This is a genomic window from Alkalihalophilus marmarensis DSM 21297, from assembly GCF_000474275.2.
Taxonomy (GTDB): Bacteria; Bacillota; Bacilli; order Bacillales; family Bacillaceae_D; genus Alkalihalophilus; species Alkalihalophilus marmarensis.
Map to the genome: position 1 here is coordinate 65472 of NZ_ATAE01000031.1, position 14794 is coordinate 80265.

The 14794-nt window shown below is 39.2% G+C and carries 15 protein-coding genes; 7 read left to right on the forward strand and 8 right to left on the reverse strand.

From position 1 onward, the window contains the following. Nucleotides 1-192 precede the first annotated feature (192 nt). Both prpE and A33I_RS11210 read left to right on the forward strand, forming a co-directional pair. Complete coding sequence (gene prpE, locus A33I_RS11205; protein WP_022628516.1) at nt 193-930, forward strand: bis(5'-nucleosyl)-tetraphosphatase PrpE; 738 nt, start codon at nt 193-195, stop codon at nt 928-930. Between the two features lie 50 nt (nt 931-980). Beyond that, nucleotides 981-1445, forward strand: coding sequence for a hypothetical protein (locus A33I_RS11210; protein ID WP_022628517.1), 465 nt, complete (start codon nt 981-983; stop codon nt 1443-1445). Between the two features lie 51 nt (nt 1446-1496). Here A33I_RS11210 and A33I_RS11215 read toward each other — a convergent pair whose 3' ends face one another. Genes A33I_RS11215 through A33I_RS11230 form a run of 4 tightly spaced genes read right to left on the reverse strand, consistent with a single transcriptional unit; the run spans nt 1497 to nt 4316 of the window. After that, nucleotides 1497-2465 (reverse strand): RluA family pseudouridine synthase, encoded by a 969-nt coding sequence (locus A33I_RS11215; RefSeq protein ID WP_083477637.1) that lies wholly within the window; start codon nt 2463-2465, stop codon nt 1497-1499. Next, nucleotides 2458-3252 carry an NAD kinase gene (locus tag A33I_RS11220; protein WP_022628519.1) on the reverse strand — a complete coding sequence of 265 codons (795 nt, stop codon included), beginning with the start codon at nt 3250-3252 and terminating at the stop codon, nt 2458-2460. The genes A33I_RS11215 and A33I_RS11220 overlap by 8 nt, the downstream gene beginning before the upstream one ends. 23 nt (nt 3253-3275) lie before the next feature. Continuing rightward, the gene (gene yjbM / locus A33I_RS11225; protein ID WP_031311579.1) at nt 3276-3908 is read right to left on the reverse strand and encodes a GTP diphosphokinase; all 633 of its coding nucleotides are present in this window, start codon (nt 3906-3908) and stop codon (nt 3276-3278) included. Between the two features lie 21 nt (nt 3909-3929). After that, entirely contained in the window at nt 3930-4316 is a 387-nt protein-coding gene (locus A33I_RS11230) for a UPF0738 family protein (protein ID WP_022628520.1), read from the reverse strand. A 177-nt stretch (nt 4317-4493) separates the two neighbouring features. Between A33I_RS11230 and A33I_RS11235 the strand changes: the two genes are divergently transcribed. Together A33I_RS11235 and A33I_RS11240 are read left to right on the forward strand one after the other, a co-directional pair. Next, on the forward strand, nt 4494-5090 hold the full coding sequence (locus tag A33I_RS11235; protein WP_022628521.1) for a CYTH domain-containing protein: 597 nt from the start codon (nt 4494-4496) through the stop codon (nt 5088-5090). A 63-nt stretch (nt 5091-5153) separates the two neighbouring features. After that, the gene (locus A33I_RS11240; protein ID WP_022628522.1) at nt 5154-5864 is read left to right on the forward strand and encodes a lytic transglycosylase domain-containing protein; all 711 of its coding nucleotides are present in this window, start codon (nt 5154-5156) and stop codon (nt 5862-5864) included. 33 nt (nt 5865-5897) lie between these two features. Here the strand turns inward: A33I_RS11240 and A33I_RS11245 are convergent, their stop codons facing one another. Continuing rightward, nucleotides 5898-7937 carry a molybdopterin-dependent oxidoreductase gene (locus A33I_RS11245; RefSeq protein WP_022628523.1) on the reverse strand — a complete coding sequence of 680 codons (2040 nt, stop codon included), beginning with the start codon at nt 7935-7937 and terminating at the stop codon, nt 5898-5900. 231 nt (nt 7938-8168) lie between these two features. Here A33I_RS11245 and A33I_RS11250 point away from each other — a divergent pair, with 231 nt between their 5' ends. The 3 genes from A33I_RS11250 to A33I_RS20580 all read left to right on the forward strand — a co-directional run bounded on the left by A33I_RS11250 (nt 8169) and on the right by A33I_RS20580 (nt 9927). Beyond that, nucleotides 8169-8543, forward strand: coding sequence for a globin domain-containing protein (locus A33I_RS11250; RefSeq protein WP_022628524.1), 375 nt, complete (start codon nt 8169-8171; stop codon nt 8541-8543). Nucleotides 8544-8588: 45 nt separating this feature from the next. Beyond that, the gene (locus A33I_RS11255) at nt 8589-9506 is read left to right on the forward strand and encodes a ClpXP adapter SpxH family protein (protein ID WP_022628525.1); all 918 of its coding nucleotides are present in this window, start codon (nt 8589-8591) and stop codon (nt 9504-9506) included. A 244-nt stretch (nt 9507-9750) separates the two neighbouring features. Beyond that, on the forward strand, nt 9751-9927 hold the full coding sequence (locus A33I_RS20580) for a hypothetical protein (protein ID WP_235806186.1): 177 nt from the start codon (nt 9751-9753) through the stop codon (nt 9925-9927). 66 nt (nt 9928-9993) lie between these two features. Here A33I_RS20580 and pepF read toward each other — a convergent pair whose 3' ends face one another. From pepF to cls, 3 genes are all read right to left on the reverse strand, one after another. Further along, on the reverse strand, nt 9994-11796 hold the full coding sequence (pepF, locus tag A33I_RS11260) for an oligoendopeptidase F (protein ID WP_022628526.1): 1803 nt from the start codon (nt 11794-11796) through the stop codon (nt 9994-9996). A 100-nt stretch (nt 11797-11896) separates the two neighbouring features. Further along, complete coding sequence (locus A33I_RS11265) at nt 11897-13099, reverse strand: competence protein CoiA (protein WP_022628527.1); 1203 nt, start codon at nt 13097-13099, stop codon at nt 11897-11899. A gap of 156 nt (nt 13100-13255) precedes the next feature. Next, nucleotides 13256-14767, reverse strand: a complete 1512-nt coding sequence (cls, locus tag A33I_RS11270) for a cardiolipin synthase (RefSeq protein WP_022628528.1) — start codon at nt 14765-14767, stop codon at nt 13256-13258. Between the last annotated feature and the right edge of the window lie 27 nt (nt 14768-14794).

Here is a 14794-nt window from a genome sequence, read left to right on the forward strand (position 1 = left end):
CCTTTTATTTTTATTTATCCTAACCATCTTAAAGAAAGCAGCTCTTCATTGTCAACGAAGAGCTGAAATGTATACCCTTACAATTTGATTGAAATAGATATAGTTTGTATATCCTTATCTCGTATGGAAAGATTTATGCTAAAATGCTTGTATTCTTTCATGTCTTAAAATGATTAATAAGGAGTGAAATCATTGAACATAGATTGTATTGGCGATGTGCACGGCTGTTATGAAGAATTGGTATTCCTGCTTGAAAAATTAGGATATCAGAAATCTAATACAAGTTTTGCCCATCCACAAGGGCGAAAACTTGCTTTTGTAGGCGACCTCACAGACAGGGGACCTCATTCACTTAAAGTAATAAAATTAGTTTATAGCTTAGTGAAAGATGAACAAGCGTATTATGTACCTGGTAATCACTGTGATAAACTATATAGATTTTTTCTAGGTAGAAATGTCCAACAAAAACATGGTTTAGAGACAACCGTTGCAGAATTAAATAACGTATCAAAAGAGGAATACAGCCAAATCCGAAAGATGTTTCTATTTCTTGTTGAGAAGTCCCCTCTATACCACGTATTGGATAGCGGAAACCTTGTTATCGCTCATGCCGGGATTCAAGCCAAGGATATTGGGCAAATGAATAAAAGGGTCAAGACATTTGTGTTATACGGTGATATTACAGGTGAAACAAACCCTGATGGCACCCCTGTTAGAAGGGATTGGTCAAAAAGTTATAATGGACGTGCAGTTGTTGTCTATGGCCATACGCCGGTCAAAGAGCCACGCTTTTTGAACCACACCGTAAATATTGACACAGGCTGTGTATTCGGGGGAAAGTTAACCGCCTTAAGGTATCCTGAAATGAAAACAGTAGAAGTTTCTTCTTCTATGCCATATGTCGAAGAAAAGTTCCGTTCATTTACTTAAACGTATTAAGTAAACCTAATTGATTAATTTAGAAAGGAAGTTGAAAAAGATTGAAAGATCAAATTAAAATGAAACTAGAAAAATCAAAAGTGAGATGGTTCTTCCTATTGCTTATCTTCCTATTATCAGGCTGCGGTCCGTCTTTAGAAGTGACAATTGATGAAGAAGCGACTCGTTTAATCGTAGATGAGGAACGGTCATTGCTCACAATTTATACGCGTTTTGAAAATCCTACTGCTATTCCTTCAGGACCGTTAAGTGTTCAGTTTCATATAAATGATGAAAATCTTTTAGACCAATTAGACCAAGAATCTCCATTCGCATTCATGGACCGTAAAGGAAACCTTGAAACATTCGATATAAAACCGAATGGAAGTTATTTCATTTCTGAATCCTTCGCTTATCAAGTTGAAGAGCCGATCGATGAATTACAGGGAATGATTGAAGTAGCTGTGTTAGACGAATCTGAAACGGAACTTGCACGAATGACTGTAAACCAAGTGACAACAGAATAAAAAAAGCATCCTAGGGGTCCTAGCAAAAGGATTCTTAGGATGCTTTTCGCTTTATTTTATGAGTTTGTCTTTGACTTCAATCAAATCTTTAGGGAGTGGAGCAGAAAAGTGAAGATACTTTCCTGTAAACGGATGAATCAATTCAACTCTTTGGCAATGGAGAGCTTGTCTTGCCAACAATTCTATACTGCCCCCGTAAAGGTCATCCCCAAGTAACGGGTGCCCTAAGTGGGCAAAGTGTACACGGATTTGATGAGTTCGGCCCGTTTCAAGATTAATCTCTACTTCAGAATAAGCTTGATTAGTATTGATTACTTTATAATGAGTAATCGCCTCTTGACCATCAGCTGCAACCATCCGCTCAATAATACTTGAGGGCCTTCTTTTAATAGGAGCGTGAATCGTTCCTTCTCTCGGTTGAACATAGCCTTCAGCTAACGCCAAGTAATATCGTTTCAGCTTACCAGCCCTTTGTCCTTTAGACAATTGATCATGAGCTAACCCATGTTTAGCTACAACTAAAAGCCCTGAAGTATCACGATCCAGCCGGTTTACAGCATGAAAGGTAAAGGGAATATGGTGGCTTTCATAGTACCCCATAACAGCATTAGCAAGCGTACGACTTGGGTGCTCTCTAGATGGAATCGTAGGCATTCCATGCGGCTTATTTATCACTAAAAGGTGATCATCTTCATAGTGAATATCTAGCGAGATGCATTCAGGCCTCAGTGATTCATTTTTAGGCTCAGGCGGTACATACACTTCCACTCGGTCCCCACTGAAAATCGTTGTTCGAACCGTGACTTCCTTCTGATTAACGAGGATTTTTCCACCCTTAAATTTTATGTCGGCTAACGATTTCTTAGAAATCCCATTAACTTCCCGCAAAAACGTTCTAAGGAGCATTCCCTCATTAACTCCCTCATTGATTGAAGAACAAGCGTTTGAAGAAACAACATTCGCTGGTACAACCCACTGTATTTTACATGACATTCTTTCATTTTGAGACATGTTACTCACCGATAAATGAATCCTTTACACGCTTCCAAAATGGGAAGGGTCTAAATCTAGCGAATCTGATCTTCTCTTCTGCAACCCGGCATTGAATCGACTTCACTCTTTTGTGATCAAGTGTATAGTGATCAATTGTTACTTGAACATCAACATTATTTAATGGCTTTAACAAACAGGTATGATGCTGCGGCAAGACAAGCGGCGAGCCTACTGTCCGATATACCCTGTTGTTAATCGAAGCCATTTCAGCTATTTGAATCGAAGCAAGAGAAGGGTGCAAAATAGCACCGCCAAGAGCTTTATTATAAGCTGTACTACCTGATGGTGTTGATATACATAACCCATCACCGCGGAAGACCTCAAATGTATCTCCTTTTATTTGTACATTACTTACAAGAGAACCTTCTAAGCTTTTAACCGTACATTCATTTAATGCAAGATGGCGCTCAGACTTCCCTTCGCCCTCATGCCTAATGACGACTTCAAGCAGCGGATATTCAACAATTTGATAAGGAGTCTTAGCGATGTGAATCACAAGCTTTTCCACCTCATCTGGCACCCAATCTGCATAAAATCCTAAATGGCCTGTATGGATTCCTACAAAAGCAGTATCTTCAAGACGTTCACTGTAGTCGTGAAAAGCTTGAAGCAAGGTACCATCTCCGCCCACTGTTACAACCATCTCAGGAGTTTCTTCATCATATATTAATCCAAAATCTAACAAATATCGTTTGATTCGCTGCTGTAATGTGTTAGAAAGATCATCACCACGTGAAGTGACGGTAAATTTCATATGGTCCTCATCCCTTCCTGCTCCTATAGCTTTCTGCCTTGCTCTTGTTTTTGAATAAATATTTCCTGAGCATCTCTTACCTCATCACGTATAATCGACATTTCCTCATCGAGCTTAAAGGCAGCTTCGGCCGCACGCATTAACCTCATTTTTATATCTTCTGGAATTTCTCCGCTGTACTTATAATTAAGAGAATGTTCAATCGTTGCCCAAAAGTTCATTGCAAGCGTGCGGACTTGAAGCTCTACTAAAACTTTCTTCTCGCCTTCAATCGTCTGGACAGGATAACGGAGCACTAAATGATACGAACGATATCCGCTTGGTTTCTTTTCCACCACATAATCCCGTTCTTCTATGATGTCAAAGTCTGTGCGTGTGCGAATTAACTTTATAACCGTTTCAATATCTTCTACAAATTGTGTAACAATACGAACTCCCGCAAGATCCTGCATTTTATCCTCGAGTTCATTTAAAGGAATATTTTTTCGTTTTGCCTTATCTACAATGCTAGAGATAGGCTTGACTCGCCCAGTGACAAATTCAATCGGTGTATGATTAGAAGATCGCTGATATTGTTCGCGCAACCCTTTTAATTTCACTTTCAACTCTTCAACCGCTTGCTTATAAGGCATTAAAAAAGTTCCCCAGTCACTCATTCAATCACCATCCGTCCATTGCTAAACAGTCTTTTTAAACACTTCACAAACAGCTGTCTCTAACTCTTCACCATAATTGCTGTTCCCTTCAATATTCTCTAAAAGAAAATCTAGTTCAGCATGCAGCTGCAGTAACTCAAGTGTATGATTAGAATCAAATTCTAAAATAAGCGGAGCCTCTGTCTTATACGCTTCATTGAGCAAAGGCCATGTATTTTGACCAAAAGATACATAGTAAAACTGCTCATCGTCTTCTATTATGTATATAAGTGCTAACCCATCAGAATCAACCAGCATTCTCTCTCCGGCTTTGATTCCCTTGATTTCATTCTGAGTAAATGTATGCTCACACACTGCAGCATACCCCTCACTATTTTTTGTAATTTCTAATACGTTCAACTTCTTCATAGTACCCTCCAACATTCACATTCATAGAGTATTTATCTTCAATAGTTTACCACACAAGTTTACCACACACTTATGTTCATTCCTATTAGCAGCACAAGGTAATTAAGATCTGTATTGAGTAGACATTGGAGCTATGAGATAATGAGGAAATCTCAAAATATAAGGACGTGAGCCGATATGTCGCAAGAAATTGAAATTGAAGTAAAATCATTAGTTACAGAACAGGCTTTTCACCATTTAATCCAAAAAGTAAACTACTCTGTTGAACATGCTGTTACTCAAAAAAATCATTACTTTGAAACAGCTGATTTTATCCTTAAGAACAAAAAATCTGCTCTTCGCATTCGAGAGAAAGAAGGGACCTATACATTAACCTTAAAAGAACCGAACAAGAAACCCGAACAAGAAGGCTTACTTGAAACCCACCAGATGCTCTCTTTAAATGAAGCAGAGCATGCTATTAATACAGGAGAACTTCCTTCAGGTGAGGTGTGCGAGCAACTCATGCAGCTGGGTGTTAACGTAGATTCATTAACCTACTTAGGTACATTGACAACAAGCCGGATCGAAGGGGAATATGAGAACGGCATTTTGTGCTTTGATAAAAGTACCTACTTAGGTCAAGTAGACTATGAAGTTGAATTTGAAGGCAGTACTTTATCGCATGCACATAGCGTAATAGAAAACCTATTATCGAGCGCCAACCTCTCCCAAGCCCTTACACCGAATAAAGTTGAGCGTTTCTTTGATAGAAAACAACAATTATCATCATAAACTAATTGTTGCCTAGTGAAATATTTGGTAAAGTTAGGTTAAATCTGTTACGGAGGTAACCTTATGGATTTATCATTTTTAAACTCTGTCAACACACAACCTTTTATAAGAAATGTGACTCAGGACACGACGACTCAAGCCGCTTCTTTACGCCCTCTCTTTGCTGCCTTCTTACAGCAAGAGAATACAAATGAAATAAGCAATTCGTTGATGGGTACTTCGATAGGTAGAAACCAAGACTTATTTATGAACCCCTCATTAAGAGACCGTTATTTATTTTTGCAGATGCAACAATCAAGTGTATCTGATCAAGCTAGTCAGGTTCAAAGCCGAACGAGCAAAGGGGATAAGGTTCATTCACAAGAGCATCAATATTCAAAGCCATTAAACAACAGCGCCCCATTTGCCTCCTTTATTGAAGCTGCAGCAAAAAAATACAATGTAGACTCAAAGTTAATTTATGCTGTGATTAAACACGAGTCTAACTTTAACCCATCTGCTAGAAGTCATGTAGGAGCGACTGGTTTAATGCAGCTGATGCCAGCTACTGCCCGTATGCTTAAGGTAGATAATATGTTAGATCCTAAACAAAATATTGAGGGCGGAACTAAATACTTACGTCAAATGCTTGATAAATATAAAGGAGACGTGAAACTTGCTCTTGCGGCATACAACGCAGGACCAGGAAATGTTGACCGTTATAATGGCATCCCGCCATTCAAAGAAACCCAAAATTACGTCCCAAAAGTGTATAATACGTATCTAAATGCATGAGCCCCCCTTTCATCCTTATAAGGGGGTGTTTTTTTACTGTTTCTTCTTTATTTTTACCAATGTAGTGAAATAGGTCGCTCCGCCGCCAAAATCGGAAAGTTTATTCGTAGTTAAAGCATTTGTATTCTTCCCGCCAAATGCTTTATGCGGCCAGACCCCTCTAATCATGATCACCGATTCAGCTACACGATCGTCAACTTTCACCTTCACCTCAATGGACCCGTTTCGATTAAACAGCGAAACCGTGTCGTGCTCAACAACTTTACATTTCCCTGCTGTTTTCGGGTGAATAACGGCAAGAGGCTCTTCTTCCCCCTCGTCATAAAAACTAGTTAGAAATTGACTATTTAAACCCCTTCGATGCGGTGAGGATAAAAGCCACCATTCATCCTCCCCCTTTTTCATCAATTTATTGATGGAAGGGACAGGTGATAAGCCGTGTTGTTTCATTTGTTCGGAATAAAATTCAATTTTACCAGATGGAGTAAGGTAATCTCCCGCCGTCCAAGGTTCCACATCATCTACATCTTCTAATGGCCATTTCACAGCCTTCCCTGCTAACAGATCTTCTTGCCAGTGGTTGGGCTTGTCTATTATGGCCTGTCGGATAAGGGTTTCATCGTCCTCTAAAAAGCATTCTTCTTTAAAACCACATGCATCCGCCAGTTTTCTAAATAATTCTGTATTACAAACCGCTTCACCTAGAGGCTTAATGACCGGTTTCCCTATTTGCCAGTAGCGATGCCAATATGATTTATATAAGTCTAGATGCTCCATCGCTGTCGTTGCAGGTAGTACATAATCTGCATACATGGCTGTCTCAGTCATCGTTTGCTCATGCACAACTGTAAATAAATCCTCTCTTTTTAACCCTTTTAGAACAGTCAACTGATCTTGATTCACTGAAGCAGGATTACTGTTATAGACAAATAACGCTTTAACAGGGTCCTTTCGTGCCACCAATGCCTCACCAAGACTATTCATATTAATAAGCTTTGCTTTTTCTGTCCGAAGATCGGGCCGCTCAAGTGCTTTTGAATTCACCCTGCCTTGACTTAAATTAAAAAAGATCGCTCCCCCGCCCCGATGCTGCCATGCACCGGTCAACGCTGGCAAACATAAAATCGCCCGTGTATTCATTCCTCCGTTTGTATGGTGCTGCTGCCCATTCCCAATACGGATGAAGGAAGCTTTATGTGCAGCATACTTAATAGCTAATTGCTTAAGCACTTCTGCTTTAACACCAGTCATTTCTTCTACATATTCAGGGGTGTATGCCAATGCTTCTTCTTTCAAATGATCTACACCTATTGTATGACGGCGGATAAATGTCTGATTAACCAGCTCCTGTTCAAATAAAACATGAATCAAACCTAAAGCAAGCACACCGTCAGTTCCAGGAGACACTTGAATATATTGATCTGCTTTTTTAGCAGTTTCTGTCCGCTCTACATCAATTACAATAACTTTCGCTCCCTTTTTTCTCGCTTCTTCTATTAGCAGCCATTGATGGATATTTGTTAACAGTGTATTCGCTCCCCAAATAATGATGAGAGATGAATGGACAGTATCTTCAGGATCTATACCGACTTGTGCACCCATCGTATACAAAAAAGCAGCATTACCTGCAGCTGAACATATCGTACGCTCAATCATTGCCGAATTAAGACGATTAAAGAAACGCCGGTCCATGCTGGCATTTTGAATGACTCCAATTGTACCGCTGTAACTATACGGCAGTATGCTCCTCCCTCCGTATCGCTTTTTCACGTTTAAAAGCTCTGCTGAGATCTCTGCCATTGCTTGACTCCAACTTATCTCCGCAAACTTTCCTTCCCCTTTTCCCCCTATTCTTTTGAGAGGTTTTTTCAGCCTTTTTTCTGAATAGATCTTTTTAGGATAATGTCTTACCTTTTCACAAATGACTCCTTTTGTAACAGGGTGGCTCGCTTGTCCGGTGACATGCTGCACAACACCTTGCCTCACACCTACGGTCAGACCGCAAGTATCAGGACAATTATGAGGACATACTGTATGTAACTTGGTCATGTTCATATCTTTTGGATGATTCAAAAGGACCGCTCCCCTCTTTTTAAGACGCTAAAGGCTGTTCTATGCTGTTATTAGCAAACAGATTATTTGCCGAAGTTGTTTGAGGTTGCTACAATATGAAACAGTAATGATTAGCAATTATAATCACAAACAGTAAGGTACAGATAGGTCAAATTATGCAGCTGCTCTTTTATATTAATTATACTAGCTCTCACCCTAAGAGTGTACTGGCTGTGTTAAGGAGCGAGATACATGTCAAACCAAATGACACCCTATGAAGCCCTCGGCGGAGAAGCCGTTCTTTCTGAGTTGGTCGATACGTTTTATTCATACGTAGCTAATCATCCAGACCTAGCCCCCTTATTTCCAGAGGATTTAACGGAAACGGCGCGTAAACAAAAACAATTTTTGACTCAATTTTTAGGTGGTCCTTCCCTTTATACAGAAGAGCATGGCCATCCTATGTTACGAGCAAGACATATGCCATTTCCGATTTCTAAAAAAGAAGCAGAAGCATGGCTGTCTTGTATGAATAAAGCAATGGATACCGTGAAGGTAGAAGGTCTTATACGTGAATACATGATGGAAAGACTAACGATGACTGCTCATCATATGGTTAATAAATAGAGACTGCCTACAATGAAAAAAGCTTTTAAGAAAGGAGAATGACCATTGAAACCAAAAGAGCTCCATTCATCTTGTGATAACGAACACGGCATATGTGGTCTGGATCCTGAACACCCCCTGCAAACAAAACGTAAGCCGCTGGAAATATATACTTTTATTGATCCGCTATGCGCAGAATGCTGGGCGTTTGAACCGATATTAAAAAAGCTCCAAGTAGAGTACGGGGCTTATTTCAAAATTCGATTTCTAGTCGCTGGCCGATTACAAGCATGGAATTTCTGCCAAGAAACAAAAAAAGGCTTAGCCAAAAAGAGTGAAATAGCTAAGGTTTGGGAAAAGATTGCTCATGAAACCGGGATGTCATGTGATGGGGATGTATGGTTAGAACATGAATGGTCTTCTCCATATAAAGCATCTATTGCCATTAAAGCTGCGGAACTACAAGGACCACACGCAGGTGCACGCTTTTTGCGTAAATTAAGAGAGTATTTGTTTTTGGAGAAAAAAAACATTACCGAAGATGAGATCATTATGAATTGTGCCGAATCTGCTTATTTAGATTTAGAAGAATTTAAGAAAGACCTTGAATCACCACTTGCAGAGAAGGCTCTTCAATGTGATATAAAAACAACAAATGAGATGGGCGTTGAAGTGGTTCCGACCTTTGTTTTCTTCAATAATAATGCAGATGAGGAAGGTTTAAGTATTACAGGCTTATATCCTTATCACATCTACGTTCAAATGATTGAAGAACTCCTAGGCTATACGCCGGAAAAAGCCGAGCCTATTTCTATTGAAGAATTCCTTAAGAGATATAAATTCGTGGCGACAATTGAAGCAGCGGTTGTGTTTGATTTGTCTCCTGAGGAAGCTGAGAAACAATTAAAATTGTTAAAACTTCAGCAAAAAGTAGAAGCCGTCCCGGTAAAATACGGAACCTTTTGGAGGTATATCGGCAGCTAAAAGAGTTGATAAAAGAGCGTCTCAATATGAGGCGCTCTTTTCATCCTCTATGGGGGAGAGAATGTGATGTGTTTCACATGTATAGAATATCAAATGAATCAAGGTAAGACAATATTGATTCTGCATCGTTCATCAGATCGTCATATGTGTAAAAACTTGTCTTAAACAGACCTCACCCTCATATACATATGTTACATACCTATTCACTTAATATGACTATTTCCTAATGAAAGGAAGATTGACATTGACTAAGGCAAAGCGCTTTATCGGGATCATTTTAATCATCATTGCCTTCTATTTTTACATCTTATCCCTAATGAGTATGTTCCCGCTGTTTGTTGCAGCTCCACTATTGTTCCTTTCTATTCTATTTACCATTAGTCCTCCATTGAAACAAAATCGATTTAAGGGGTACAGATAGCTTATATCAAAAAGGCCTCGCGTTCATATAGTAAACGCGGGGCCTCCTTACAATGTATACATTTACCTATGCTTCTAATAAACGTTCCATTTCATCAAGTGTTTCTTCAAATAAGCGCAGCGCTTCTTCAATTGGCTCTTTAGACGTCATGTCTACACCAGCTTCCTTCAGCACCTCGATTGGGAAATTAGAGCTTCCTGCTTTTAAGAAGGATAAGTAACGATCAACCGCAGGCTCCCCTTCTTCTAAGATCTGCTTTGAAAGAGCTGCTGCTGCACTGTAGCCCGTTGCATACTGATAAACATAGAAATTATAATAGAAATGAGGGATACGTGCCCACTCTAAACCAATCTCTTCATCTACAACCATTTCTTCACCGAAATATTTCTTGTTTAATTCATAATAGGTTGTAGTTAACAATTCAGGGGTCAAAGCCTCCCCCTCAGCAGACAGTTCATGAATTTTCTGTTCAAACTCAGCAAACATTGTCTGCCTGAAAACTGTCCCTCTAAATCCTTCTAGAAAATGATTTAACAGGTACAGCTTTTGTTGTTTATCTGTTGTCGTTTTAACTAAGTAATCATTTAATAATGATTCATTTAGAGTCGAAGCAACTTCAGCGACAAAAATAGTGTAATCCCCATAGACATAAGGCTGATGCTTACGAGTATAGTAGCTGTGCATACTATGGCCAAATTCATGAGCTAATGTAAATAGGTTATCGATGTTATCCTGCCAGTTCATTAGAATGTAGGGCATCGTTCCGTATGCACCTGAAGAATAGGCTCCGCTGCGCTTACCAACCGTTTCTTCTACGTCGACCCAGCGTTTAGTAAAACCTTCTTTTAAGACGTTCACGTATTCTTCTCCAAGCGGCTCGACCCCTTGGATTACAAGTTCTTTAGCCTCTTCATAAGAAACTTTGACCTTGCTGCCTTCTACTAACGGTGTATACAAGTCATACATATGCAGCTCTTCAACGCCTAGTACTTTTTTGCGCAGCTTCACATATCGATGCAGCAAGTGAATATTTTTATTAATCGTTTCTACTAACTGATCATACACCACCTCTGGGATATGATTTTGACTTAATGCTGCCTCCCTAGCCGAGCGGTACTTCCGTACATTTGCAAAGAATAAATCCTTTTTCACTTGGCCGCTTAATGTTTGAGCAAAGGTATTTTTAAACTGCCCATATGTATTATAAACAGCTTTAAAAGCATTTTCTCTCACATTACGGTCTTTTGACTCAAGTAAAGATATAAATCTGCCATGAGTAATCTCTACGTCTTCACCATCTTCATCCTTTATTGTCGGAAATGTTAAGTCTGCATTGTTTAACATACCAAACGTCTGCCCAGGACTTTGAAGCGCTTCACTCGCTTGAGCTAAGATTGCCTCTTCTGCTTCAGATAACACATGCGGCTTTTCTTTGTACAATTCTTCCAACATATGCTCATATCTGATTAATCCCTCGTGTTCATCCAAAAATTGCTTAATTACTTTCTCATCAAGCTCTAGCAGTTCAGGAGTTAAATATGCTACAGATTGTGCAACTTGTGCACTTAGACTCATTGCTCTGTCATGCAGCCCTTGATAGAGTGAATTTGTTGTATCTTCATCATTACGCATATGAGCATACGTATATAGTCTGTTTAAGCGCTCGCTGATCTCATCTTGCTTTTGAAGTGCTTCGTATAGACTCTCAGCTGATTCTCCTAGTCTCCCTTTATATGCGGTCATTTGCGGGTAAAGAGATTTTACAGCAGAAAACTCTTCTTCCCACTCTTTATCTGTCGCAAAAATAGCTTCTAGGTCCCATTTTGAAGCTTCAGGTACCTCAGTTCTTTTTAAACGTTGTTTAGCCAAGATTAATCCCTCCAAATATGATCGCTCAAAAAGAGAAGGTGTGAAATCATTCCTTCCCAACTTATATTATTCGTCATAAAGGAGGTTTTTCCTTTCTTTATTAACTATCCACATGTAAGTTTTTTCGGGATTGATGCAATAGTTTATGATCAAGCTGGTTCGCTTCCTCTACAGTAAGAGGAATTACAGCATCCCGAAGCCTCATATACGTTTTGGGTTGCTCAGAGATCACCTGCAGAAAGCCTGCTTCCGTTAAAAATGTGAGATACCCAGCTAGCGTTTCTTCTAAATAGACTGGCTGATAAAAAGACCTCATTTTCAGCCAACGTTTCCCTTCCTTTTTAAGAAAGCATGAATGAATCGAACGAAAGGTAATAGGGTGGTGAGTTGGCTTTTGAAGAAGACAGGCATACAATAAATACGTCTGCCAAATATGAGGAGAGGTTTCAATCAAGGAATAGGAAGGAGTGGGCCATCCAGCCTCTATGGGAAATAAAGAAGGCGGGATACGGTGATGATACAATAATTGTTGAAAAAATCGATCAGTTGGGGTGGGGTAAGGATATGCTTTAGCATAGCGCCATTTCTTTTTGACCTCTATCCAGTTCTCATTAAAGGATGAAATAGGGTCTGGCATATGCAATAAGTGGGCTAGTAGAAAGTCCTGATTCGAAACTTCACGAAGAGGAGCTACGTGTTTCATTTTAGAAATTGGAGAGGGATGTGTAAGAGTGATAAATTTTTGAAGGTCGGAACAATAATAGTGAATGACAGAGGGGATATCACGTAGAATCGAACTGGCATACCATTCAAACGATTGGATAGAAAAGACCTTTGCACCTACCCTTTTTAAACGATTGCCGCCAAAAATCCAAATAGGAATGATGCCAAGCTGCTCATACCCTTTCGACCTTTTTCGTATTTGGCTCTCTTCAATAACTGAACATTGATATTCGATAGCATAAAGCTGATCTTTCACTTTGAATAACACATCTGGTCTTTGTCTAATAAGCGGAAGATATACTTCAAGTGCAGCTTTATAGCCCTGTTTTCTGATCCATTCATATAGCTGCTTTTTCCCTCTCAAATGATAAAGGGATTCAGGCTCTCCTTGAACAGTACATGAAGATCCTTTTTTGTGAGCAAAATGCCATTGTTTCTTGTCGCCAATCTTGAGAAGAAGTTCGGCCGTACAGCAGGGACAATAAAAATTCACTTCCTCTCTCATATCCTTTAGCTGGATAAAGGTCCACTGATCACACATTGAAATAGTTGTGCCATCTTTTAGTTTTGCAGTTAACAACTGAGGAACACCTCCATTCTAAGATAAACCTTTATTCGACCTCTTCTTCTCGATCTCCTGTTTATTTCTAATAATTAAATCATTCATTTAATTGAAATAAAAAATCCCCATTCTTAATTAATAATAAGAAGAGGGATTTCTGACTTATTTGTACGTTTACAATAATGGTGATAAAAGCCTTGAGGTTGATTCAATTAGCCGATGGAAAAATGGTCGGTTTTTAAACAATGAAAAGTTAATTTGGTTAGAATGCTCGAGATCGTAAACATAATCACTTACAAGCTTTGTCACACTGCTCGTACGATATAAATAGGCATTCACCTCAAAGTTTAAATGAAAACTTCTCATATCCATATTAGATGTGCCTATTGATGCTATCTCATGATCGACAATAATTATTTTACTGTGCATAAAACCACGGTTATACTCGTAAACCTTTACTCCTGCTTCAAGCAGCTCAGGGAAATAAGACCTTGAGGCATGAAAAACAATTCGCTTGTCTGGACGGTTTGGGACAAGGATTCGCACATCAATCCCGCTTAATGCGGCAATTTTTAAAGCACTTAAGATATCATCATCTGGAATGAAATACGGACTTGCAATCCAAATCGATTTTTTAGCAGAAGTGATCATTGAAAAGAATAGCTTCTTATTCACTTCCCACCTCGTATCCGGCCCGCTTGCAATCATTTGAACGCCGCCATCTCCCTTTGTCATTGATAGTGAAGGAGATAAATACGTTTGGTTTAAAATCGTTTCACCTGTCTGATAATGCCAGTCCTGCAAGAAAATAAGCTGAAGTGTTCTAACAGCTTCTCCCCTTACATACAAGTGTGTATCTCTCCAATAACCAAAGTATGCATCTTTACCTAGATATTCATCACCGATATTTAAACCACCGACAAATCCTACTACCCCATCGATGACAATAATCTTGCGATGGTTGCGATAATTAATCGTATGAGTTAAAAAAGGTAATTTTACAGGTGAGAACGAAACCATTTCCACTCCTGCATCCTGCAGCTCTTCGACATATGACTTCGAAAGCTTCCAGCTCCCTACCCCATCATATAAAAAACGTACATGAACTCCTTCCTTGGCCTTAGAAATTAAAATATCTTTAATTTGGTTACCAAGGTCATCATGACGAACGATATAATACTCAAGGTGAATATGGTGTTCGGCCATTTTTAGTGCTTGCAGGATATGAGCATAGGTTTCCTTTCCATCTGTTAATACTTTCGTTTCACTTGAAAAGGAGATCGGGTTTTTGCCTAATTTATGAGCTAAGCGGAACAATAATTGTTGATGCCCTCCCATTTTCTTCAGCTGCTCTTCATTTAACTGCCGCTGCCCCTCAATTTTTTGAAAGGCTCGTTCATCTTCTATTGCTTTTTTAGAAAACCGCTTACTTTTTCTATGATTTTGACCAAACATTAAATAAAAGAAAAAGCCAACGACTGGAAATGCCGCTAACACTAGAAGCCAAGTAAGGGTTTTTGTAGGATGTCTGTTCTCAAAGAAAATAATAATTCCAATAAATATGACGGATAGAGTAAACACAACGCTAAGCGTTCCTACCATCCAGCTTTGCAGAAAACCTCTTGAAATGTACAGGGCAGCAAATAATAGCGCAAAAAAAGCTAAAACATTTAATCTGTTTTTCATTTTATTCTCCCATGGCAATTAATAAAT

Excerpts from the sequence above, each read along its gene's own strand:
- A33I_RS11220 (WP_022628519.1), bottom strand. The coding sequence starts at position 3,252 with ATGAAATTTACCGTCACTTCACGTGGTGATGATCTTTCTAACACATTA.
- yjbM (WP_031311579.1), bottom strand. The coding sequence starts at position 3,908 with ATGAGTGACTGGGGAACTTTTTTAATGCCTTATAAGCAAGCGGTTGAA.
- A33I_RS11230 (WP_022628520.1), bottom strand. The coding sequence starts at position 4,316 with ATGAAGAAGTTGAACGTATTAGAAATTACAAAAAATAGTGAGGGGTAT.
- A33I_RS11235 (WP_022628521.1), top strand. The coding sequence starts at position 4,494 with ATGTCGCAAGAAATTGAAATTGAAGTAAAATCATTAGTTACAGAACAG.
- A33I_RS11240 (WP_022628522.1), top strand. The coding sequence starts at position 5,154 with ATGGATTTATCATTTTTAAACTCTGTCAACACACAACCTTTTATAAGA.
- A33I_RS11250 (WP_022628524.1), top strand. The coding sequence starts at position 8,169 with ATGTCAAACCAAATGACACCCTATGAAGCCCTCGGCGGAGAAGCCGTT.
- cls (WP_022628528.1), bottom strand. The coding sequence starts at position 14,767 with ATGAAAAACAGATTAAATGTTTTAGCTTTTTTTGCGCTATTATTTGCT.